Source organism: Paenibacillus sp. FSL R7-0048 (assembly GCF_038004505.1).
In the GTDB taxonomy this organism is placed as follows: domain Bacteria; phylum Bacillota; class Bacilli; order Paenibacillales; family Paenibacillaceae; genus Paenibacillus_AQ; species Paenibacillus_AQ odorifer.
Genome location: NZ_JBBORF010000001.1, coordinates 3515282 through 3537564 on the forward strand (window position 1 = coordinate 3515282; position 22283 = coordinate 3537564).

The following is a 22283-nucleotide window of genomic DNA, read 5'->3' on the forward strand; positions in this document are numbered from 1 at the left end:
GCTGTTGATACAGCTTTATGATGGGTACAGGTAAACCAAATACCTTTTTATACTAATAAGGGGGATTATCCAGATGAAAAAATGGGTTAGTCTGATCCTATCCACGGCGCTTGTCTCAAGTCTCGTCGCGGGATGCGGAAGCAATGAAACATCGGACGGTAATGTCGATGCAGCAGGCGAATCAAAACCGCTTAAATTTAGTATTTCGTTAAACACAAGCGGAAACGCTTACACGGAAAGTTCTAAAGACATTAACACCGATAAGTGGGTCAAGGAGTTAGAGAAACGGGCGAATGTCGATTTAGACATTAAGTTAATTCCTTTAAAGGACTTTGATTCCAAAATGGCTGTTATGTTCGCCGGCGGTGATATTCCGGATGTCGTACAAAATGTCGGAGGGGCTACGGATAAATCGATGGCTGGGTCGGTTCAGGCTGGTGTTTTTATGCCGCTGGATGATCTGCTGAAGGAGAATGCGCCCAACCTGATGAAGGTTGTCCCACAGGAAGCATGGGATGAAGTCAGCTACGACGGAAAAACATATGGCATTCCGACTTGGCTCAGCAATCCGTCTCGACGTGCCACTTTTATCCGAACTGATTTATTGGAGAAAACAGGCCTTCCGGTACCTGTGACGATTGAGGATTTCTTGAATGTGCTGCGCGCTTTTAAGAAACTCGGTGTGAGCGCTCCTTATCAGATGCGTGAGAACTTCAAGTATGCAGATATCGCATTTGGTGCATATGACGCGCTTGGCTATCAGTTTACAGAGGATAATGGAGAGATCGTACCCAAATTTTATAATTCCGAGAATATGGAAAAAGCACTGAACGTATACAAGACGATGTATGACGAAGGCCTCATTCAGAAGGATTTTGCGACAATCCAAACGGCACAGTATGGTGAAAATATTGCTGCAGGCAATGCAGGGATCTGGACAGCTAATGCGCAGAATCTCCTGGATTTCCGGACCCAGATCGCCGCGTCCAATCCGGAAGCGAAAGTGGATATTATCTCGTCGCCAACCGGTGACCATGGACAAAAAGGATACGGCTTGTATAGTTCGGTCAATACCTCACTGTATATCAACAATAAAGTCAGTAAAGAAAAGGCTGCCCGGATTATCCAAATGTTTGAATGGATGCAGACCCCGGAAGCCAGTAATTTCTATAGCTTTGGGATTGAAGGCGAGAATTACACGGTAAAAGACGGAAAAGTTGATTATAAGCTGCCAGAGAACAAGGCTGCCCAAGATGAAGAGAAATTCCGCACACAGCTGCGCTGGGTAGGGGACGGAACAATCAACCGCGAACGAACTGAGCTGCTTACGGGTGGTAAAGATGTTTTGAAAGCATTGGATGAAACTCTGAGTAAAGAAGGCTTAGGGGGCATCGGATTTGTACCTGATCTGGAGTCTTTCAGCAAATTCCCTGATCTAGCCTCCAAACGTCCCGATCAGGCACCAAAACTGATCATAGACCATATGGTCAAAATGATTTATGGCAAAGAACCGATTAGTGATTTCCCAAAAGTCATCGAGGAATATAAGCAAAAGGGCGGCGAAGAAATCTTAAAAGAAGCAACAGAACGCTACAAAAATAATGAGGGAATCCTTAATCAGCAAAGCCGGAAATAGAAAGATTCTCAGGAAGCCTCTTCATTCGAAGGGCTTCCTGCCAGTTAGGAGGGAGTATGATGAGTCAAACTGCTTTGTGTGATGAAATCATGCGTATGCCTGTAATCGATACACATACCCATCTCGTCGGCGATAAGCTAAACGCGGCTGACTTCTGGGAAATAGCCGATTATTTCTGGTTGAACCAAGAGCTTCAGTCAGCAGGATATCCGGCGGATGCGGACCAACTTTCGAAAGAGAAACGGACTGACTCTTTTGTTAGAGCTTACCACGCTTCCCGTAATACGATGATGAATCGTGCTTTTACAGCAATCATGAAAGATTTGTACGGTATCTCCATCACTGATTCAGAGTCGGTGTTCAAAGCGGATATAACGGTTAAACAGCAAAGTAACGATCCCGGCTGGGCGCAAAACGTAGCTGACCGTCTGCATGTGCAGCGGTTTATTGTAAACCGTCCGGAGCATGCCAACTTTGCACACATGAGAGAAAATGCTCTACTGATTCCTCGAATTGACTCCTGGCTGCCTGAGCTGGCAAAGAATATTGCAGATGCCTCTGATCCCAGCCGGGAAGCGGCTTATACTCAAGCGAAAAAGTTTATTAGCGAGCAGTTGCACTCATATCAGACGATGGGCTGTCCGGGAATCATGACTACGTTGCCAGCCTTTGAAGCCAATGCTCATGATGTTTACAATCTTAGCAGCGTAACTGAACCGGATGAAATCATGATGCTGCTCCTTCATCATATCTGTTCGGAACTGCAAGTAAGAGGAATGTTCTTGCAGCTGTTTCTCGGCGTCGAACGGAGATGGTGTAATACATCGGCTGCGCCAGTTAACGATCCGCTACGGATTGTTAAACTGTATGGTTTGTTTGAACGGTATTCCATTCCGTTTGAGCTGGTGGTGGCTTCAGAATTAAATAACCTGGATATTGTGCAGGCTGCATGGAATTTCCCTAACGTTCATGTAGGTGGGATGTGGTGGTATAACTTCAGACCCAGTACTTATTTGCAGAGCATGCAGTATCGGTTGGAGGCACTCGCCCCGCTCAAGTGTTCGCTCATTGTCTCGGATGCGCGCTGTATCGAATGGACATATGGCAAGCTGCTGATCGTTAAAAAAATACTTGCGCGCTTTTTGGAAAGTCAAATAGCGGAAGGCTGGATCAGCCGGGAGGAGGCGCTGAATATTGCGGCGGAATGGCTACATGGCAGTGCTGCTAAACGTTATGGACTAACAGATGTAAAGCAATAAGCCGTGGAGGGAGAAAATGACTTTTTCATTGATGGACCGAATGTTGCCTGCTCCTTTGAACGGAGGGTTCCGCATGGAGGATTGGTGGGTGTGGTGCGGATCAGCTGTGCGTGGCGAGGATGGGCGTTTTCATTTATTTGCATCCCGTTGGCCGAAGTGGCTGCCGATGCATCCGGGATGGTTACTCCGCTCAGAAATTGTCCGCGCATCTGCCGATAACGCGGAAGGACCTTATACGTACGAAGAAACCGTACTACCCGCAAGGGGAGCGGAATACTGGGACGGACGAAGCACCCATAATCCGCATATCCTTCGTTATGGTGATAAGTATCTGTTGTATTATATGGGTTCAACTCATCCATTCGCTGAGCCGCAGCCTAATGAAACAGTGGAACTTGACGACTATCGGGTGATTGCCGCTCGTGCCAACAAACGTGTTGGCTTAGCTATAGCCGACAGTGTATTCGGACCATGGATAAGGATGGACGCACCTATTCTGCCTACACGTCCGGGCAGGTTCGACAGCTTTCTCACATCCAATCCGGCTCCTTGTATCCGCGAAGATGGCTCCTTGCTATTGGTATATAAAGCCCGCAAATACGAGGGCAATTCCTATGGACAGATGACGCTTGGCATTGCCGGTTCATCTAAGGACGAAGGGCCATATAAAGTAATTAACAACGCACCGCTGTTTCCACCAGAGCGGTCTCATATTGAAGATCCATTTATCTGGCGGACCACGGACGGGTACCAAATGATCGCCAAGGATATGGATGGCCGGATATGTGGAGAAAAGCACGGTGGGATATTTGCATCATCTACGGATGGAACCGACTGGCAGCTGGCTGATTCAACGCAATCGTATTCCCGGCGGGTACTCTGGGAGGACGGCACAGAGCAGTGGATGGGAAGCTTTGAACGTCCGTTCCTATTATTTCAAGAAGGGGTCCCTACCCATTTATTCGCTGCAGTAGCAGATGGACCGGGAGGGTTTCGAAATGCGAAGCACACTTGGAATATGGTAATTCCACTACGGACAACGCTTTAAGAAATTAAATTTCATAAATATCATCAGTGTTTACAGGAGGAACTAAAATGAGTGAAGTTATACCAACTCAACAAACTCGCGGACTGGTAATTTCGGAGTCTACTCTGGAATGGGCGGATGGCGCTTGGCAACAAATTGTAAATAAAGTGGAAAAGACTAGTAAGCGAATTGGTGTTAGTTTTCCGCATGCTTCCGTGAGCGGAGTATACGACAACATGCGTCCATCGTGGTGGACAGCAGGGTTCTGGCCGGGTATTTTGTGGCAGATTGCCGCAGAAGGTAATCATCCGGCGCTGCAAGAAATCGCCGAGCAAATTGAAGAGAAATTGGATGAACCTCTTTATGCCCTTACCGTACATCATGATGCTGGTTTTATATGGACACTCTCAGCTTTGGCCAATTACCGAGTGACTGGTAATGAACGCTCCAAGCAGCGCGGGTTGATGGCTGCTGCTCAACTGGCCAGCCGCTTTAACCTGAAAGGGTCATTTATCAGAGCCTGGCATGACACGGAGAAGATAAACCGGGCGGGATGGTCCATCATTGATACTGTAATGAATCTGCCCTTACTATACTGGGCATCGGAAGTTACAGAGGATCCGCGTTTCCGGCATATCGCCGCTGCGCATGCGGAAACGGTAGTTGAGCATTTTTTACGTCCGGATGGATCAAGTTATCATATTCTGGAGTTCAACCCGGAATCAGGCGAAAAAATCGGCGCTATGGCCGGCCAAGGTTATGCGGAAGAATCCGCTTGGGCACGGGGCAGCGCATGGATGATTTACGGTCTTACTTTGTCTTTTCACTATACCGGAGATAATAAGTTTCTAACGGGAGCTAAAAGAGCTGCGCACTTCTTCTTAGCTAATCTTCCGGAGGATCATGTACCTCACTGGGATTTCAGGGCACCTGATGCAGGCGAAAAGCCGCGTGATACCTCTGCTGGTGCATGTGCGGCATGTGGCTTGATTGAGCTGGCAAAGATCGTACCACAGGCGGAAGCCTCTTTTTACCTGCGAGCCGCAGAACAAATCGTTCGCTCACTTTATGAGAATTATGGGACTTGGGACATTCCGGAAGAGGAGGGTTTGATTCTTTCTGGAACATCCAATCTTCCAGGGGGTGTGCACATTGATACGCCACTGATCTATGGCGATTATTTCTTCGTCGAGGCTGTATCTAAACTCCGCGGAGCCGTTCTTCAGTTATGGTAAGGAACGGAAAAACAACAGAAAACCTTCTCGATGATCCGTATAGTATACAGTCGGTCGAAACTCCGATAGATAACGAGCAGGCTCGGCGTATGGAATGGTGGCAGGAAGCCAGGCTCGGCTTGTTTATTCACTGGGGCCCTTATGCCCTGCCTGCGGGTGAATGGAAGGGAAAAGAAATACAAGCTTCTTACAGTGAGCATATTATGCTACGCGCGAAGATCCCAGTGGCTGAATATGAGGAAATGGCCGCAGCGTTCAATCCATCAGCTTTTGATGCAATGAAGTGGGTACGGACTGCCAAGCGTGCTGGCCTAAAATATATCATCTTTACAGCTAAACATCACGACGGCTTCGCGATGTATGACTCAAGTGTATCCGAATATTCGATCGTCAAGCACACCTCATTGGGCCGTGATCCCCTTCGGGAACTAATGGAGGCATGTCGTGCGGAAAAAATGGTACTCGGAATTTACTACTCTCATGCGATGGATTGGCATGATCCAGACTCTCAAGGGAATACCTGGGATTATCCACTGAATATCGGCGCTTACGATGACGTTCAAACGTGGATAAATGATACCGATAAACGCACCCGCTTTGAACGATATTTGCACAGCAAATCAATCCCTCAAGTCCGTGAGCTACTGACGGACTACGGCAAAGTTGGTTTAATGTGGTTTGATTGCGGAGGCAAACTGACCCGTGAGCAAGGAGAAGCGTTTTTGGCGGCGGTTCATGCAATTCAGCCAGAATGTTTGGTCAATAGCAGAGTATGGAAAGCACCACTTGGAGATTATTCAAATACATCTGATAATCAACTTACGACTCGTAACCTTGGTAAGTACTGGGAGAATATTATTACGTTAAACGACTCATGGGGGTATAAGAGATCCGATCACCATTGGAAATCCCCTGTAACTATCATCCGCCAGATCATCGATGTTGTAAGTAAAAATGGAAATCTGGTAATCAATATCGGCCCAACAGCAACAGGGGAATGGGATCCGGTATCCGAATCCATTTTGCTTGATGTAGGAGATTGGTTAAATACCAATGGGGATAGCATTTACGGTGCTGGAGAATCGCCCACAGCCAAACCGTCATGGGGCAGATGCACTCTGAAAGGAAACACATTATATCTGCATGTTTTCGATCTTAAGAAGAGAAATAAGCTAATCGTCCCCGGTCTGAAGACCGCTGTTCAAAAGGTATTTGCTTTAGATGGAGGGGAGGAGCTGATTTTCACAAAGCTATCTGAGCAGGATCTGGAAGTCGAACTCCCCAGCTTACCGAACTTTGCCGAAAATTCTAACAACATGCCGCTGGTCATCGCAATTGTCTGTGCAGAACCTGTAGAAGGTAATCCAGTCCGATTATTGGAATTTGGAGAAGATACCTTACAAGAATTAGGGGTATTTGAAAGTGAGATCGTTGGTCCAACCCTCCGTTACGATACAGGAAAAAAAGACCATGATAATCTGTTGGACTGGAAGGATAGAGAGGATACCGCAATTTGGCATGTCCGGACATTAGGTCCGGTAAGATTTCAGGTTAGTATCGAATATCGCAGCGAAGAAGGAGAGAATGGTGGTGGCGGAGACTACCTCATCAAGGCAGCGGATCAAATTTTACAAGCTAAAGTTCATTCTACTGATGGGGTTAGTAATTTTCAAAGCTTTCAAGTAGGTGAGCTGTATTTCCCCACGGCAGGAGAATATACGATTCAATTGCAGGCAGAGCGTATTACAGGGGGGTATTTGATGCAGCCTAGATGTTTAAAACTACTGCAACTATGAGATTTTTATATTGAAATAATGCAAAAGAACTCAAATCACTTGGGTTCTTTTTTTTGTTGATTTAAGGAATGTTGTTGACATATTGCCCTCGGGTAAATATATTGTATATAAGAATAAAAGTTTACCTAGGGAAACAAATTGGATCATAGGAATCATTGTTTCTATTGGGAAATAAATTAACAGGATGAACAGAACAGTGCTACATATGAACTTAACAGAGATAAGGAGTTTTTTTATGATTGAAATCAGAAACCTAAACGTAGATTATTTCGGTAATTCTGCACTAGAAAATGTAAATATTGATATCCCCTTTGGGTATACAATCGGAATTATCGGACCAAATGGTGCGGGAAAATCTACATTCATCAAGTCATTGTTAGAGGTGATAAAGAAGAGAACAGGATCAGTTATGGTGGAGGGAAAAGATATTTCTGAGTACAAACGGAAGATCGCATATGTGCCGCAAAAGAATGACATTGATCTTTCTTTTCCAATCACGGTAAGGGATACAGTGCTGACTGGAACTTACCCAAATTTGCGAATCTTCCAGCGTCCCGGAAAAACAGAGCGGCAAAGAGTCGAGGAATGTATGGCGATGGTGGATATAAGTGATCTTGCGAATAAACAAATCAGCAATCTGTCCGGGGGACAACTCCAAAGAGTTTTTATCGCCAGGGCACTTGCACAACAAGCAAATGTATTTTTTTTAGATGAACCTTTTGTTGGCATAGATTTAGTCAGTGAGAAAATCATTGTAAAGCTGCTAAAACAACTTCGCGAAGAAGGAAAAACCATTCTCATCGTTCATCACGATTTGCATGAGGTCGAAGAATATTTTGACAAAGTCATCATTCTCAATAAGAAATTAATTGCTTTTGGTGATGTTAATGACACCTTTACCCCAGAGAATATCCTCAGCGCCTATGGTGCCTCCTTAGGTAATCTGGTGATCAAAGGGATGGGGGCGACAGATCATGATTGATTATTTCTCAGGAGTATTAAACATTCCGATATATGCACTTAACGCGGGATTATCTGCTATCATTCTTGGAATTGTATCAGGGGTTTTAGGAAGCTTTATTGTACTTAGAAAGATGTCATTAATGGGAGATGCGTTATCACATGCGGTGTTACCCGGGGTGGCATTATCTTATATCTTAGGAATCAACATTCTTCTTGGAGCTTCACTATTTGGACTATTAGCAGCGGTTCTCATTCAATTTATTACAAGTCGCAGCAATATTAAAAGTGACACCTCTATCGGCATTATTCTCAGCTCATTTTTTGCGCTAGGTATCGTCCTAATTACTTTTGCCAAAAGCGGGCTTGATCTAACTCACATTCTGTTTGGTAATATTCTGGCCGTCCCACAGTCGGAGTTAATGCAATCCTTTATTATTATGATTGTTGTTATTGCCATCATTTCATTGCTATATAAAGAGCTTTTAATGAGTTCGTTTGATCCGGTTGTTTCCAAAGCCTATGGGTTAAAAACAGGGTTCTATCATTATTTATTGATGATGCTCCTATCTGTGGTTACCGTATCTTCGTTATCTCAAGTAGGAATTGTGCTTGTGATTGCAATGCTGGTTATACCGGCTGCTACATCCTATCTCTGGACGAATAAGCTGTTCCACATGATTATCCTGGCTTCTACAATCGGCGCTGTATCCGGGATTATAGGTGTAATTGTAAGCTTTAAATTCAATTTACCTACAAGTGCCACGATTGTTCTGGTCGGCGTAAGCATGTTCGGAATTTCATTTATAATCTCACCCAAAAATAATTTTTTCAGGAAAGGGTTGAAACAAGGATGAAGACCATAAAAATACTCTCTTTGACAATGTTTATCGTACTTCTTACCGCATGCTCAAAGATTAGTGAAGGAGATGCAGACCATGATAAGCTGCAGATTGTTGCAACATACTCCATTATCGCTGATATGACCGAAAACATTGTAGGGGAGAAAGCTGAAGTTTACAGTATGGTACCCATCGGAACAGATCCGCATATGTACGATCCATTACCCAAGGATACAAGTAAGGTTTCTAGCGCAGATTTAGTGTTTTATAACGGTTTGAACCTAGAAACAGGTAAGGGGTGGTTTCAAGATCTTCTAGATGTGACTAATAAAAAGGATGTTGCTTTTGCAGTCTCAGATGAAGTATCTCCGATGTACCTAACAGAAAAAGGAAAAGAAACACAGGTAGATCCTCATGCCTGGCTGGATATTCAGAATTCAATAAAATATGTAGATATCATCACAAAACGTGTAATCGAAAAGGATCCCGACAACAAAGAATTTTATCTTAATAATCAATCGGAATATGTTAAGAAACTGAATGAATTGGATCAATATGCAAAAGAAGCAGTCGAAAAAATTCCACAAGAGAAACGTATCCTTGTTACCAGCGAAGGAGCATTCAAATATTTTTCCAAAGCTTACGGATTTGAATCAGCTTTTATCTGGGAGATCAATACGGATAGTCAAGGAACGCCTGAACAAATGAAAAACATAATTAAGATCATTGATGAAAATCAAGTGCCTGCATTATTTCTGGAAACTAGCGTAAATCCAAAAACAATGGAAACTATCGCAAATGAAACGGGAGTACCGATACACTCTAAGATTTTCACCGATTCTTTAGCTAAGAAAGGCGAAGAGGGCGACACATACATTAAGATGATCAAATGGAATATTGATAAAGTTATAGAAGGTTTATCTCAATCCTAAATGCCGGCTCCAAGCCTATATTAACCGACCTAAGATTCAGTTTTTTAGCTGATGATTATGTCGGTTTTTTATTGAATAAAATCTACATTCGAGCCTCGAAATATTACGTTTACGCCATGGGATAACCTGCTACAGGAAATATCTTCTTGTCTACTTTTCAAAAAAATCTTGGTAAGGTAGAGGCTAACACTTAATAAGAGGTGAAGAGTTGTCATGATTAAGAAACACTGTTTGTTCTGTGATGAGATTGTTTCCATTGAACCAGAAGGCGATAACGATAGATATATAGGCTGTTCTTGTTCACCAGGCGGGTTTTATAGTCTACGAAGAGACAGCTACGAACCCATTAATTCGCTCCCGCATCAAAAGAAACGCGACATGCTTCATGTAGTATCTGCTTACATACGTGAGCTGACTGATTGTGATGAAAAGATCACTATATGTGCTGATGATTTAGAGTCCATTGTAAATTCACCCAAAATACCTGTGAGCATTGAAGATAAAGGAAACCGTCTACTGCAATATTTATATAGACATTCTGAAGGCCCGGGGAAAGCGGTTGTCATTCAACCCCTCTCTAGCAGCTATAACTTGACGTATTCTCCCAATCTGCAAGAGCTGGTATACATCATAGACAAGTTGATAAGTGATCAGCTTCTAATCAGGGAAGGCATGACCTTTAAGCTTACTGAAACCGGCTGGAATGAAGCTGCGGAAAGCGCTGGAGGTAAAAAACTAAAACCTTGTCTCGTGCTCGTGTCGGATGAAGAAAATTTGTCTACAACATGGCTGGAGAAGTTATTGCCCAAAATAGAACAGTGTGGTTTCCTGCCGCGCTTATTAACACATACGAAAACTCAAAACGGCGAAAAATACGAGTTGGATCAAATCGCAGAAAGCAAACTGATTATCGCAGATTTAACGGGGCAATCCCCAGAGGTGTATTTTTCAGCGGGATATGCACTTGGTTTAAACATACCCGTATTATGGACCGTAAACAGTATTGAGGCGGATAAACTTTTTGTACAGCTTAAGGATATTCGTCCTATTGTGTGGGATTCAGCAGAAGAGCTAGCAATTATGCTGCAGCAGAAGTTGAGTTAACCCGCAAATTTCTTGCCATGACTCGTCAAACGAAGCTTAAATTTAAACAGGTGTCTTCTTAAATGAGGACGCCTGTTTCTTATGTTACTGTAAGAACACTATCAAATTTTCTTAGGAAGTGATATTGTAACCGATATAAAAAAATGAGCAAATGTATGTAAATGTATGCTTCAGTTAATATTAGCTCATATTCATACTCTGGATAAGAAAGAGGGATACAATTGTTTTCAAAACGGCAAAAAGAAATACTTTTATACTTAATTAATTCTAATCAACCTGTCACAGCTGCATGGATTTCTAAGGAACTGAATGTTAGCGATCGAACGATCCGTAATGATTTGAAAGAGTTACAAAATATATCCGCCATAGTAGGACTAAAAATAGAGTTAATTCGTGGGAAGGGCTTCGTTGTAAGAGTCTTCGATAAAGATATATTTTCCCAAAAATTAAATGAGTTAACTAATGATAAAATCAATCCTTCTACAGTAGACTTTTCTGAACAAGATAATAGGGTTCTTTATTTGTTGAGTCGGTTTTTATTAGAAAATAAGTATATCAAGTTGGCCACTATTGAAGATGAGATGTTTGTATCTAAATCGACAATCCAAAACGATCTAAAAGAAGTGCGTAAGATACTGGAAAAATACAACCTGAATTTAGTTAATCGGCCTCATTATGGCCTGTTTATAGAGGGCGATGAATTTAAGAAACGAATATGTTTGTCTAATTTTTTATACAAAAGAGAAGAAAACTCCGATCCAACTTTCGATAACTTTACTTTGTTTGACAAAGAGGTATACACGAAAATCAAAGAAATAATCATCGGCAAAGTAAATAAATACAAAATTGACATTTCAGATATTTCCTTGGAAAACCTCGCTATTCACTTAATAATAGCTTGTAAACGTATCGAAGAGGGATTTTTAATCGAACAACCGTCGGTAAATCTTATGGAAGAGTATCCTTTTGAAAAAATTGTTGCCCATGAAATTGTTAAAGACATTGAAGATTTCACAGATCTGCTCTTTTCCGATTCAGAGATTAATTATATTATCATCCATTTGGTTGGAACAAAATTGCTGCCGAAAGAAAATCTAACGGAGTACAGTAAGTTCGATGAAGTGGACTCCATTGTCAGCTGTATTTTGAAAAGTTTACAAACTGAGTTGAATTGGGATTTTGGCCATGACCATGAATTTATTCAAGCCCTGACCCTTCACATTAGGCCTGCGATGAATAGATTAAGATACAACATGAATTTTAGAAATCCTCTGTTAAATGATATTAAGACGAGTTTTCCAGCCGCATTCGAAGGAGCACTTATTGCGAGTAAATGTATTAACTACTATTTAGATTCAGAAGTTGGAGAACATGAGGTTGCTTACATTGCCTTGCACATTGGGGTTGCTTTAGAAAGAATGAAAAATAAAAACAAAAAAATAAAACGAGTTATTCTTGTATGTGCGTCTGGTGTTGGAAGTGCCAAATTACTTTATTACCGATTGATCAATTCATTTGAGAATCTATTGCAGATTGTAGACACAATTAGTTTTTACAAATTAGCAGAAACGGACCTATCCTCGATTGATTTTATTATCAGTACAGTTCCGATCAATGAAGATATAGGTATTCCCGTCTATGTTGTAAATACCTTTCTAGAAGCTAAAGACCTCAAAAGAATCAAGGACGTCTTACTGTCTTCAGAACAGGTGGCAGAAACTCATTCTTACCTTGACGCATCTAGAGTATTCGTGAAAAAAGAATTTACCACAAAGGAAAGTGTGATTCATTTTTTAAGCAATGAGCTAACAAAACAAGGACTTGTACCAGAGCATTATGAATCCTTAGTAGTTGAAAGAGAGTCCTATGCACCCACTAGTTTTGGAAATCTTGTCGCTGTTCCACATCCTTCACTTCCTGTTACCTCGGAAACCTTTTGGACAATCTGTACGTTAAAACGTCCTATTCGTTGGAATGATAAGCAAATGGTGCAATTAATTTGTTTATTAAACATTAAAGAAGGAAACAATGTCGACCTAGATAAAATGTATAAAAAGCTAGGATCATTGATAGAGGATAAAGAGATTGTTGTGCAGATCCTTGCTAAGGACTCTGTGGAAGAAATTATACAATTACTAAACTAGAGTGAGTGAGAAATTAGGTACTGCCTTACTATTTGCAATGTAACCGTTTCCTGTTGATTTGGAAAAAGGTTAGCTTAAAAAGAAAGCGATTTAAGTTTACACTAAAGGTGTTCAATAAATGATAATTTTAGGGGGAAGTCAATATGAATACAATTATGTTAGTGTGTTCAGCAGGAATGAGTACAAGCCTTTTAGTAACAAAAATGCAGAAGGTTGTTGAAGAAAAAGGGTTGGATGTCGATGTTTTTGCTAAATCAGCATCTGAAATTGATATTACTTTGCAAGAGAAAAAGGTTGATGTCTTATTGTTAGGACCTCAGGTGAAATATATGAAAAAGCAATTAGAAACAAGATTAGCAGATAAAAACATTCCTATAGAAGCTATTGATATGTTGAATTACGGAATGATGAACGGTGAAAAAGTACTTGAACAAGCCTTGCAATTAATTGAAAGTAAATAGAGATAAGAGAGGAGTAGAGAGAAATGGTAGATGAAGTGAAAGAGGAATACTATACTGTGGCTTTTAACATTATCAGTAATGTAGGCGCAGCTAAAAGCTTAGTAATGGAGGCGCTTTACGCAGCCAAAGAGGGAGAATTTAAAGAGGCACAAGAAAAATTAGAAGAATCAAAGCAATTTTTTAGAGAAGGTCATAAAATGCATAAATCATTAATCAAAAGAGAAGCAAATGGCGAACAGCTTCAATTCTCACTGATCCTTATGCATGCTGAAGACCAACTAATGAGTGTAGAGACCATTTCTTTACTTGTTACGGAAATCATTGAACTTTATAAGCTTTCAAAATAGGATCAAAAAGAAGTGGCATCGCAATAAGAAAATACTTCTTCGGGAGCGTGCAAGAAACTATGGATAAAATAACGAAATTTTTAGAAGATAAGGTAATGCCAGTTGCAGGTAAAATCTCTGGTCAGCGGCATTTACAAGCGCTTCGCGATGCAATGGTTTTAACTATCCCGTTTATTATTATCGGTTCCATTTTTTTAATCTTAGCAAACCTGCCAATTCCAGCCTATTTAGATTTCTTGGTCGCCCATCCAAATATCAAAACAGCCTTACTATATCCGTACAATGGTACATTTAACCTTGTCGCATTAGTTGCAACATTTGCCGTGGGATACAGACTAGCAGAGAGCTATAAAGTGGATCCGCTTTCTTCAGGGGCTGTGGCATTATGTTCATATTTTGTAGTCACTCCATCAACTTCTTTCACAGTAGATGATGTTGTCACAAAAGCAATGAACGTGAATTATTTTTCGAGTCAAGGTTTATTTGTAGGATTGTTAACCGCAATCTTCGCAACAGAAATATATCGCAGAATCGTACAAAAAAATATAGTTATTAAAATGCCGGATGGTGTGCCGCCAACAGTTGCTAAATCCTTTACAGCGATTATTCCTGGTTTCTTTGTTATCGTGAGTGTCTGGGGAGTTCGCCTACTTGTTGAGAACTTTACTGGTTTTGATAACGTGCATACCATTGTTGCCAAGCTTCTTCAACAACCATTAACCACTGTTGGAACAAGCTTAGCGGGAACAATTGTTGTGTTCTTGTTAATCAACTTATTATGGGCAATCGGATTACATGGTTCCACCATTGTAGGTTCTGTCATGTTGCCTATCTGGTTGCAATTGACCTCAGAAAATGCTGCAGCCTACGCAGCGGGTTCACCCGTCCATAATATTGTTACAGCAGAATTCAGATATCTTATCTTTATCGGTGGATCTGGTGCAACTCTAGGACTAACGATTGCTATGTTATTCTTTGCGAAGAGCAAACAGCTGAAACAAATGGGTCGACTGACGATTGGACCAGGACTATTTAATATCAATGAGCCGTTAATCTTTGGGATGCCTATCGTATTAAACCCAATGATGTTAATCCCATTTCTTATAACACCGATTGTTACTGTTTTGATAACCTATCTCTCCATGGATTTTGGATTAGTAGCGTTGCCAATAGGTGTACTGCCACCGGGAACAATGCCATTAATTATCGGCGGATATTTGATGACAGGTAGTATCTCGGGAATGATCTTACAAATTGTACTGTTTGCAGTAGCGTTTATTATTTACTATCCGTTCTTTAGAATAATGGATAATCAAAAATATAAAGAAGAACAAGATGCCCTTATCCAACAGGTTTAATCCGTAGCATATGTTTTATTTAACAACAAGGAGGGTTTACACATGTTTGAATTGAAAACGACATTTCCAGAAAACTTTTTATGGGGAGGAGCAGCAGCTGCCAATCAACTAGAAGGAGCAAGTAATGTTGGCGGTAAAGGGCTTTCTCTAGCAGATGTATATATTTTTGACGAAAACACCCCTAAAAAAAACTGGTCTGACCAGTGGCACCTCATGACTCATAAACAAATAGAAGAAGCACAAGATCCCGCAAGTGAAAAGTATTATCCCAAAAGACATGGGGTGGATTTTTATCACCACTATAAAGAAGATATTGCTTTATTGGCCGAAATGGGTTTTAAAGCCTTCCGTATGTCCATTGCTTGGACTCGTATTTTTCCAAATGGGGATGAATTAATCCCTAATGAAGAAGGTCTTGCATTTTATGATCGTGTGTTTGATGAATTGAACAAATATGGAATTGAGCCTATTGTTACTTTATCCCATTATGAAATGCCACTTCATCTAACAACTAAGTATGGAGGTTGGGTGAACCGGAAAGTTATAGATTTCTTTGTTCGCTATGCAACCACTGTAGCTGAAAGATACAAGCATAAAGTGAAATATTGGATGACTTTTAATGAAATTAACTGTGTAGTACACCACCAATATGTAAGTTTAGGGGTTATCGAAGAAAATCACCCGAATATTGAACAAGCAATGTTTCAAGGAGCGCATCATCAATTTGTCGCAAGTGCACTTGCAACCAAAGCGTGTAAAGAAAGTAATCCTCAAGCAATGGTTGGATGTATGGTTAGTTATCAACTTCTTGTTCCTTATAGCTGTGATCCTGACGACGTTCAAGCCACAGTTGATAAACAACGTACCTCTTTATTCTTTACTGATGTTCAAGCGAGAGGTTACTATCCGGCTTATACCGCTCGAATGTTTGCAGAAAAAAATATAGTTTTGAAAACAGAGCCCGAGGATGAACAAATCATGAAAGACTATCCAGTGGATTATGTATCCTTTAGCTACTATATGTCTGGTGCAGTCAGTGCACATCCAGAAAAGATAGAAGGCGCAGAAGGGAATTTGCTTACAGGCGGAGTGAAAAATCCTTATTTACCATCGAGTGATTGGGGTTGGCAGATTGATCCTAAGGGTTTACGAACTGCAATAAACCAATTGTATGACCTCTATCAAAAGCCGGTACTTGTTGCAGAGAATGGCCTAGGTGCCTTAGACGTATTACAAGAAGGCGATGTTATAGAGGATGATTACCGAATTGATTATTTAAAAGAACATATTAAGCAAATAAAAGAAGCCATTGCAGATGGTGTAGATGTAATGGGCTACACAAGCTGGGGTTGCATAGATATGGTGAGTGCAGGAACAAATCAAATGTCCAAACGTTATGGTTACATTTATGTGGACCAAGATGATATGGGCAGAGGTACAAAACGTCGTATAAAGAAAAAATCATTTTATTGGTACAAAAATGTTATCGCTACTAATGGAGAACAATTAGATTAATTATTAAATCGTAAAACGAAATGATTTATCTGGAGGCATTATCAAAAGCAGTCCTAAGCTGGACTTGCTTTTGGTAATGCTTTTTTTACTGAATTGTTGACATGTGACCATTTGGTGTCTTATAATCAATTAGACACCAAATGGTGTCCTATTAGGTAATAATGATGGATACTAGGTGACATTACAGGAAATATTACGGAAAAGGTGGGGGTGGTTGTGAGCGACAATAGTCAAGTGAGGGATGTTTATGACGCTGTTGCGGATCCAACAAGAAGAAAACTTCTTCAAATTCTGGCTGATGTAGATGAATTACCTCTGTATGAGATAACGATTCATTTTGAAATGGGTCGTACAGCCGTTTCGAAGCATTTAAATATACTTAAAGATGCTGGTCTCGTAATTGCTCGGAAGGTTGGCAGAGAGACGAGGTATCGGTTGAATGCCAATCCTTTGAAAGAAATTCAAGATTGGGTATCTTTTTATGAAGGATTCTGGAAACAAAGAATTGATAAATTAAAACTTATATTGGAGGAATAACTATGAAACCAGATGTATCATTAGATTTTCAATTTACAAGTTCGATCGAGAAGGTATGGAATGCTTTAACGGATTCGGATATGCTTGCGAAATGGATCTGGAGTAATGATTTTAAACCCGTCGTTGGTCATAAATTTCAATTCCGTGCTGAGCCAAATGAATGGTGGGATGGAATTGTAGATAGCGAAGTACTCGTCGTGGATGAGCCGCATACGTTATCTTATACTTGGAATAGTGCGGGAGAAAGTACTACTGTTACTTGGACTTTGAGTCAAGATTCAGAGGGGAAGGTTAATCTCCATCTAGATCAATCCGGATTTAGTGAAGAGACGAAAGCCCGCCAAGGAGCTATCGAAGGTGCTAAATATGCTTGGACAAATATGGGTGGTCAGCTCGAAAAGGCATTAGCAGAATTGTAATTTCAAGAATAGGGCGCTTTTCTGGAATAAGGAAAGTGCCCTTTTTAATGGAATAAATCATGGCAATACTAGATGAAGAGAATGGAGATGAGATGAGCTTACTATGAAAATAAATCAATTAATTGCGAACAATATTAACAGATTAGAAACGGTACTGCCAGTTGATGAGTCGTTAGGAATTGCTGGTTTGTCTGGATCTGGTAAAACAACTTTTTGTCAAACGATTGGGGAAGAATCAAAAAAACGTCTCGTTTCCTTACTGCCAAAAGCTGAATACCAGTATTTATTCCCCAATATTATGGAGACTAATTTCAGTGCGATCAAAATGGAAGCAATGCCACTTGTTCTTTTTCTTGGTAGATCATCCATATCTTCAAATCCTCGGTCAACCATTGGCACACATACAGGTGTGTTTACTGAAATCCGTGTCACTCTTGCTGAACAATATAATCTCTCTCCAGAGGTTTTTTCATTTAATAATGAGTTGGGTTGGTGTCCTGATTGTAAGGGTCGTGGAACTACAAAAAATGTCGAGTGTAAAAAGTGTCAGGGGAAACGCTATAATCAAGCAGCTGAACAATATAAAATTGAATTATTGGATCAAGCAAAGAGTATTTCTGATCTAAACGACTTAAGTATAGAGACCATTTTATCACAGGCAGATATTCTAAAAATAAGTGAAGGTAAACAACAAATTCTGAAAAATATAATCAATATGAATATTGGTTATTTAACATTAAATCGTATTATGGGTACATTATCAGGCGGAGAATTAACACGACTTTACCTGGCAGAATTCATGGCAACAAGTGAAAATACCGTGATTATCATTGATGAAATCTCCGTGGGTCTCGATCACCAAACGCTATTGAAGATTTTAGCGGAGATTAAACAATTGGGATATAAAAATCAAATTTGGCTCATTGACCATTCTGACACGGTGCTGGACACAGCGGATAAACACTTGTTCTTTGGACCTGGCAGTGGCAAATACGGCGGGAAAATAGTTGAGGAATCACCACGTCCTGAGCCCATCAATAGAGAACTAAATCAGGCAGCACCTGCAGAATATTATCAATTTCATGATCTTTATTGTCGTAATATTCAAATGGCCGAGATTCAGATTCCCCAGAATAGACTGGTAACTTTTACAGGTGAGTCCGGATGTGGTAAATCTACACTGGTTAATGAGTGTATGGTCAAAGATTTTCTAAAGCGTTATTCCAAAGATAAGCTGGTGATCGTAGGGCAAGATCGAAATCAGTCGATTACCAGTCGCTCGACCGTTGCCACTTTTCTTGATATTAAAAGGAAACTCACAAAGTACAGTGAGGATATTGATGATATTTTTGAGCGCTCGATTGAAGATATTATTGTTGAACTGCCAAATGAGGACATTGCTCATAAAAGACTAAGCTTATTGATCAAGCTTGGACTTGGTTATTTGACGTTGGAGCGAAAAACACAGTCCTTATCCACGGGTGAATTTCAATGTGTCCATTTAGTTTCTGAGCTGTTTGCGGGCTCAAGAAATCCACATACACTTTTTATTTTTGACGAGCCTTCCAAAGGTTTATCACAAAATATTTTAAATCAATTCATTGACAGCATTAGGGACATTCTGCAGGATGAATCTGTCTCCATAATCATGATTGAACATAATTCTTATATGTTAGAGAACTCTGATTTTATCGTTGATTTTGGCAAAAGACAGCTTGCACCTGTGGAGCATCTTGATGTTCTCAGTCATGATGATTATTATCGTCAACAAAATCCTGCTGATAGTGTGGCACCTGCGCACATTTCTTCAACACTCCAGCTACAAAATGGAATTGACTATTTAAAAGAAAGTCAGATCCCCTATTTTAAAAATGCAGAGAACATCTATAAAGGTGGCATCTTAAAAAGCTTATCCTCCATGGCCCGCCTGATTTATGGTGAATATGAATCGGATACGATTGCGCCTGTCATCGCCATTGATCTGGAACGACACTTGTATAGTCAGTTTACTTTCCTTTATGAAATGGGTGGCTTGATCAACCATATTGTGGCAGCGCATCCCACTAATAAAGATACAAAAAGCTTTGATTTCTATCAATCAGACAATCATTGTCCAAGCTGTAAGGGCCGCCGTGTGATTGAAGAATTTGATTTTGATATTGTACTTCAGGACAAGAACGTACCCTTTTGGGACGGCTCATTACATCCAGATGCGATGGAGATTCTGAAATTCTATCAATTACCAAAAATAAAATTCATCTTTGATGAGTTAAAGAATGAGCTCGGACAGGATATTAGCAAAAGTTATAATGAGATGACAGAAGCTGAAAAACACACCTTTTTATACGGGTATTGGGAAAAGTCCTTTTATGATAAAGCAGCTAAAGCCTCGAGAACTTGGGATGGCTTTAATACCATTATCGGGAACTATATGGTTATCTCGAAATCGATTATTAAAGAGCATATTAAAGCATCCAAAAAAATGATTACCTGTCCAATTTGTCAAGGAACGGTATTAAATCATCATAAAAAGCTTAAATACGGCGACACTGATATTCGTGAGATTATCGGGATGCCCCTTGATCAAGTTATTAGCACTGTTGGCGAATTACAGGTACTAGAAAAAATGAAAGCCATCGTGGGCGGCGATATGGTTTTGACAGAAGAGGTCTCTCTATTACCTAGGGAAACACAAGTCGCTCTAAAAATGCTTGAACTAGAGTTAGGAAGTTTTGCGCAATATGAAATGGTGTTACAAAATGCCATGCCATTCTGGGACAGCATTAGCGGCAGTATCGAAACCATCAGCAGGAAAAACCGGATTACGATCTGTGATTTTGCCAATATCCACGAAACAAGAGAAAATATCATAGATAAGTATTTCACTAATGGAAAATATAAAAAGCTGACTTATGTCTATGAAGCGTTTGGTTACAAAAAAATCGTCACCTTAATTAATAAGGTTAAAGCAAGCCATCCCTGTCCATTCTGTAAAGGGAAAAAAGTTATTTCGGAAGATGGACTTCATGATGGCGTATATAAATTAACGATTCCCTGTGTGAGTTGTTATGCCAGTGGAATCAATGATGAAGGGCGTAAGGAAGTCGTTGAAGGTATAGATGTTCAAACTTGGCTAACGGGTAAAGTAAGTGACGTTATTTCTGAAAGCTTAAATATTGAAGCTGTTGCTGATATTCCAATTTTCAATCGTATTCGTGAGTTGAATAAACAAGAGATGATGGCAGTTTACCAATTTCTTGAGCAATAAAGTTTAGTTTTCTCAAAAAGACGATATAGAAAAGAAACGCATCGAGTCTATAGACTCGATGCGTTTTTTTATAATTGATTATAAAGCTCATCATCAACAGGTTCTAACCATTCTGTTTCTCCGGGTGAAATGGCTAAGTGGACAAACCAACTGTCTTTTGTAGCACCATGCCAATGTTTTACGTTCGCTGGAATATTCACAACATCCCCGCTTTGGAGGAATTGAGCGGGTTTGCCTTTTTCTTGATACCAACCCTCACCACCGGTAACTAATAATACTTGTCCGATTTTATGGAAGTGCCAGTTATTGCGAGCTCCCGGGGCAAAGGTTACGTTCCCAATAGGCGCATTCAAAGGTGTCGCATCAGTATAAATCATCTGCAAGTATGCATCACCTATAAAATTAGCTTCAACCTTTTGTCCGAGTGGAAAGATAGTACTGTTGCTTAGTTGCTCATTAGCCATAATAAAAAAAACCTCTTTCGTTTAATTTTTATAAATTTCTTTGGCAATATTAAATGCCGACCATGCTTTAGGCCACCCTACATAAAACGAAAGGTGCGTGATGATTTCCGCTACTTCATCTTTTGTGATTCCGTTTGCCTTTGCTTTATGCAGATGTGGAGTTAATTGTTCAAAGTTTCCTCCTGATATTAATGCTGAAACTGTAATCATGCTGCGGTCACGTGCAGATAATTCTTCCTCTCTTGACCACACTTCACCGAATAAGATATCATCGTTCAGTTCAGCAAATTTCGGAGCGAATTCTCCTAACAAGTCTCGTCCTGCTGTTTGTTTTTCAGCCATATAAGAACATCCCTTTCATCGATGATTAACTGCTTTAAAATGAAGTATAGACCTTAAAGTACACTTTAAGGCAAGCCATAAAAATGGATTGATACTCCGACATTTGGTTTTTTATTAATTTAAGTATATCCTTTGAATAGAAACAAAATTAGAAATGGAGGTGGGGATCATGCCTTATTCCATTGGAGAATTTGCAGAAATCGTCGGTGTTAACAAGAGCACGCTCAGATATTATGAATTGGAAGGCTTACTTACTCCACATCGAAGTGACAATAATTTACGTGAATATACAGATCAGGATATAGGTTGGGTTCAATTTTTGCTTCATTTAAAAGATTCAGGAATGACGATGGCAGAATTGAAGCAATATACCGAGTGGCGGGCTATGGGGGACGAGACAATTCCTGAACGGAAAAATTTACTTGAACAGCGTAAGCAACAAGTGGAACAAGAAATTAAGGCATTGCAACAAAACTTGGATATACTGAACCGTAAAATTGTATTTTATAATGATCAACTAACGGGGAATAAATACGAATTCGTCCTTTATCACAATGAAAAGAAATCACATCAAGAAGAAAAAGTAGATTCCTAACAAGTTAAGAGGCAGATGAACAACTTTTGATTATCAAAGGTT

The 22283-nt window shown here is 40.3% G+C and carries 20 protein-coding genes; 18 read left to right on the top strand and 2 right to left on the bottom strand.

The genetic code is table 11. From position 1 onward, the window contains the following. The first annotated feature begins 73 nt into the window (after positions 1-73). The 17 genes from NSQ91_RS15800 (at position 74) to NSQ91_RS15880 (ending at position 20840) form a co-directional block, all read left to right on the top strand. Entirely contained in the window at positions 74-1636 is a 1563-nt protein-coding gene (locus NSQ91_RS15800) for an extracellular solute-binding protein (RefSeq protein WP_340918708.1), read from the top strand. Positions 1637-1692: 56 nt separating this feature from the next. After that, positions 1693-2895, top strand: a complete 1203-nt coding sequence (locus NSQ91_RS15805) for a glucuronate isomerase (protein ID WP_076276514.1) — start codon at positions 1693-1695, stop codon at positions 2893-2895. A 16-nt stretch (positions 2896-2911) separates the two neighbouring features. Further along, positions 2912-3943 (top strand): glycoside hydrolase family protein, encoded by a 1032-nt coding sequence (locus tag NSQ91_RS15810; protein WP_340394309.1) that lies wholly within the window; start codon positions 2912-2914, stop codon positions 3941-3943. Between the two features lie 47 nt (positions 3944-3990). Continuing rightward, positions 3991-5157, top strand: a complete 1167-nt coding sequence (locus NSQ91_RS15815; RefSeq protein ID WP_076309416.1) for a glycoside hydrolase family 88 protein — start codon at positions 3991-3993, stop codon at positions 5155-5157. After that, complete coding sequence (locus tag NSQ91_RS15820) at positions 5151-6953, top strand: alpha-L-fucosidase (protein WP_340918716.1); 1803 nt, start codon at positions 5151-5153, stop codon at positions 6951-6953. Before NSQ91_RS15815 ends, NSQ91_RS15820 begins: the two co-directional genes overlap by 7 nt. 238 nt (positions 6954-7191) lie before the next feature. Then, complete coding sequence (locus tag NSQ91_RS15825; protein WP_340921490.1) at positions 7192-7935, top strand: metal ABC transporter ATP-binding protein; 744 nt, start codon at positions 7192-7194, stop codon at positions 7933-7935. Beyond that, a complete protein-coding gene (locus NSQ91_RS15830) occupies positions 7928-8770 on the top strand; it encodes a metal ABC transporter permease (RefSeq protein ID WP_036677866.1) in 843 nt (280 codons plus the stop codon). The genes NSQ91_RS15825 and NSQ91_RS15830 overlap by 8 nt, the downstream gene beginning before the upstream one ends. Continuing rightward, a complete protein-coding gene (locus tag NSQ91_RS15835) occupies positions 8767-9687 on the top strand; it encodes a metal ABC transporter substrate-binding protein (RefSeq protein ID WP_036677864.1) in 921 nt (306 codons plus the stop codon). The genes NSQ91_RS15830 and NSQ91_RS15835 overlap by 4 nt, the downstream gene beginning before the upstream one ends. A 213-nt stretch (positions 9688-9900) precedes the next feature. Further along, complete coding sequence (locus NSQ91_RS15840; RefSeq protein WP_340918721.1) at positions 9901-10791, top strand: hypothetical protein; 891 nt, start codon at positions 9901-9903, stop codon at positions 10789-10791. A gap of 221 nt (positions 10792-11012) precedes the next feature. Then, the gene (locus NSQ91_RS15845; RefSeq protein ID WP_340918724.1) at positions 11013-12935 is read left to right on the top strand and encodes a BglG family transcription antiterminator; all 1923 of its coding nucleotides are present in this window, start codon (positions 11013-11015) and stop codon (positions 12933-12935) included. A 143-nt stretch (positions 12936-13078) separates the two neighbouring features. Continuing rightward, positions 13079-13396 (top strand): PTS sugar transporter subunit IIB, encoded by a 318-nt coding sequence (locus NSQ91_RS15850; RefSeq protein ID WP_036677859.1) that lies wholly within the window; start codon positions 13079-13081, stop codon positions 13394-13396. Between the two features lie 23 nt (positions 13397-13419). Beyond that, entirely contained in the window at positions 13420-13743 is a 324-nt protein-coding gene (locus NSQ91_RS15855; protein ID WP_051490993.1) for a PTS lactose/cellobiose transporter subunit IIA, read from the top strand. Between the two features lie 59 nt (positions 13744-13802). Further along, complete coding sequence (gene celB / locus NSQ91_RS15860) at positions 13803-15101, top strand: PTS cellobiose transporter subunit IIC (RefSeq protein ID WP_038571015.1); 1299 nt, start codon at positions 13803-13805, stop codon at positions 15099-15101. 42 nt (positions 15102-15143) lie between these two features. Continuing rightward, on the top strand, positions 15144-16616 hold the full coding sequence (locus NSQ91_RS15865; protein WP_076278465.1) for a glycoside hydrolase family 1 protein: 1473 nt from the start codon (positions 15144-15146) through the stop codon (positions 16614-16616). Between the two features lie 216 nt (positions 16617-16832). Then, positions 16833-17153 (top strand): ArsR/SmtB family transcription factor, encoded by a 321-nt coding sequence (locus NSQ91_RS15870; RefSeq protein ID WP_038571021.1) that lies wholly within the window; start codon positions 16833-16835, stop codon positions 17151-17153. A 2-nt stretch (positions 17154-17155) separates the two neighbouring features. Continuing rightward, positions 17156-17572 carry an SRPBCC family protein gene (locus tag NSQ91_RS15875; protein ID WP_340918728.1) on the top strand — a complete coding sequence of 139 codons (417 nt, stop codon included), beginning with the start codon at positions 17156-17158 and terminating at the stop codon, positions 17570-17572. 103 nt (positions 17573-17675) lie between these two features. Then, entirely contained in the window at positions 17676-20840 is a 3165-nt protein-coding gene (locus NSQ91_RS15880) for an ATP-binding cassette domain-containing protein (protein WP_340918731.1), read from the top strand. A gap of 68 nt (positions 20841-20908) precedes the next feature. On the opposite strand, the gene NSQ91_RS15885 is transcribed toward NSQ91_RS15880, so the two are convergent. Beyond that, positions 20909-21304 carry a cupin domain-containing protein gene (locus NSQ91_RS15885; protein WP_076184592.1) on the bottom strand — a complete coding sequence of 132 codons (396 nt, stop codon included), beginning with the start codon at positions 21302-21304 and terminating at the stop codon, positions 20909-20911. 21 nt (positions 21305-21325) lie between these two features. Next, complete coding sequence (locus NSQ91_RS15890; protein WP_076190372.1) at positions 21326-21646, bottom strand: carboxymuconolactone decarboxylase family protein; 321 nt, start codon at positions 21644-21646, stop codon at positions 21326-21328. A gap of 169 nt (positions 21647-21815) precedes the next feature. On the opposite strand from NSQ91_RS15890, the gene NSQ91_RS15895 reads away from it, so the two are divergent. Then, a complete protein-coding gene (locus NSQ91_RS15895; protein ID WP_076190371.1) occupies positions 21816-22241 on the top strand; it encodes a MerR family transcriptional regulator in 426 nt (141 codons plus the stop codon). Positions 22242-22283 lie beyond the last annotated feature (42 nt).

Excerpts from the sequence above, each read along its gene's own strand:
- NSQ91_RS15800 (WP_340918708.1), top strand. The coding sequence starts at position 74 with ATGAAAAAATGGGTTAGTCTGATCCTATCCACGGCGCTTGTCTCAAGT.
- NSQ91_RS15805 (WP_076276514.1), top strand. The coding sequence starts at position 1,693 with ATGATGAGTCAAACTGCTTTGTGTGATGAAATCATGCGTATGCCTGTA.
- NSQ91_RS15810 (WP_340394309.1), top strand. The coding sequence starts at position 2,912 with ATGACTTTTTCATTGATGGACCGAATGTTGCCTGCTCCTTTGAACGGA.
- NSQ91_RS15815 (WP_076309416.1), top strand. The coding sequence starts at position 3,991 with ATGAGTGAAGTTATACCAACTCAACAAACTCGCGGACTGGTAATTTCG.
- NSQ91_RS15820 (WP_340918716.1), top strand. The coding sequence starts at position 5,151 with ATGGTAAGGAACGGAAAAACAACAGAAAACCTTCTCGATGATCCGTAT.
- NSQ91_RS15830 (WP_036677866.1), top strand. The coding sequence starts at position 7,928 with ATGATTGATTATTTCTCAGGAGTATTAAACATTCCGATATATGCACTT.
- NSQ91_RS15835 (WP_036677864.1), top strand. The coding sequence starts at position 8,767 with ATGAAGACCATAAAAATACTCTCTTTGACAATGTTTATCGTACTTCTT.
- NSQ91_RS15840 (WP_340918721.1), top strand. The coding sequence starts at position 9,901 with ATGATTAAGAAACACTGTTTGTTCTGTGATGAGATTGTTTCCATTGAA.
- NSQ91_RS15850 (WP_036677859.1), top strand. The coding sequence starts at position 13,079 with ATGAATACAATTATGTTAGTGTGTTCAGCAGGAATGAGTACAAGCCTT.
- NSQ91_RS15855 (WP_051490993.1), top strand. The coding sequence starts at position 13,420 with ATGGTAGATGAAGTGAAAGAGGAATACTATACTGTGGCTTTTAACATT.
- celB (WP_038571015.1), top strand. The coding sequence starts at position 13,803 with ATGGATAAAATAACGAAATTTTTAGAAGATAAGGTAATGCCAGTTGCA.
- NSQ91_RS15865 (WP_076278465.1), top strand. The coding sequence starts at position 15,144 with ATGTTTGAATTGAAAACGACATTTCCAGAAAACTTTTTATGGGGAGGA.
- NSQ91_RS15875 (WP_340918728.1), top strand. The coding sequence starts at position 17,156 with ATGAAACCAGATGTATCATTAGATTTTCAATTTACAAGTTCGATCGAG.
- NSQ91_RS15880 (WP_340918731.1), top strand. The coding sequence starts at position 17,676 with ATGAAAATAAATCAATTAATTGCGAACAATATTAACAGATTAGAAACG.
- NSQ91_RS15885 (WP_076184592.1), bottom strand. The coding sequence starts at position 21,304 with ATGGCTAATGAGCAACTAAGCAACAGTACTATCTTTCCACTCGGACAA.
- NSQ91_RS15890 (WP_076190372.1), bottom strand. The coding sequence starts at position 21,646 with ATGGCTGAAAAACAAACAGCAGGACGAGACTTGTTAGGAGAATTCGCT.
- NSQ91_RS15895 (WP_076190371.1), top strand. The coding sequence starts at position 21,816 with ATGCCTTATTCCATTGGAGAATTTGCAGAAATCGTCGGTGTTAACAAG.